The 511-nt window shown below is 51.5% G+C and carries 1 protein-coding gene; it reads right to left on the bottom strand.

What is annotated here, in order from left to right; translation table 11 throughout:
* Positions 1–511 (bottom strand): transposase (locus HMPREF9420_RS12845; protein WP_007136176.1); only part of this gene is annotated, 511 nt, incomplete at both ends.

Here is a 511-nt window from a genome sequence, read left to right on the forward strand (position 1 = left end):
AACTATTGCCGCCGGAGCCCCTTCGAAATACTGCATGGCATTCTCGCATCCCTTGATCAGGTCTTCCTTGCGCTGCGACCATACGGCTTCACAGTAGGTGTAATGACTGAACGGAAGGATGGCAACAAAGACTTCTGCCTTCTTCGTCTCGCCTGTCATCTCATCGACAACTTCAAGCCTGTCACCGGCAAAATCAACATACATCTGGTCTGCGGCATAGTGTTCGACATGGCCGACGACCTTGATGTGGAACTTGTACTGGCGGACTGCCCGCTTGAAGGAAGACAGCTGAAGACCGTCAGGATACTCGGAATGATACTCCTTGAAAAGTTTCCTGACACTCATCCCCTTGCGTGTCAGGCGAGATACATATCCGGGAAGCAAAGCCTCCAATTCAATCCTTTTGGAGGAAGGCTCCCGACGTCGGGATTCCGTACCGCCAAACATCTCATGCAACTGCTCCTCGGAAAGGGAGAGAAGCTGATTGATGCTTTTCCCACTTGAAAGGAAC

Origin of the sequence: Segatella salivae DSM 15606, assembly GCF_000185845.1 — a bacterium.
Classification (GTDB): Bacteria; Bacteroidota; Bacteroidia; order Bacteroidales; family Bacteroidaceae; genus Prevotella; species Prevotella salivae.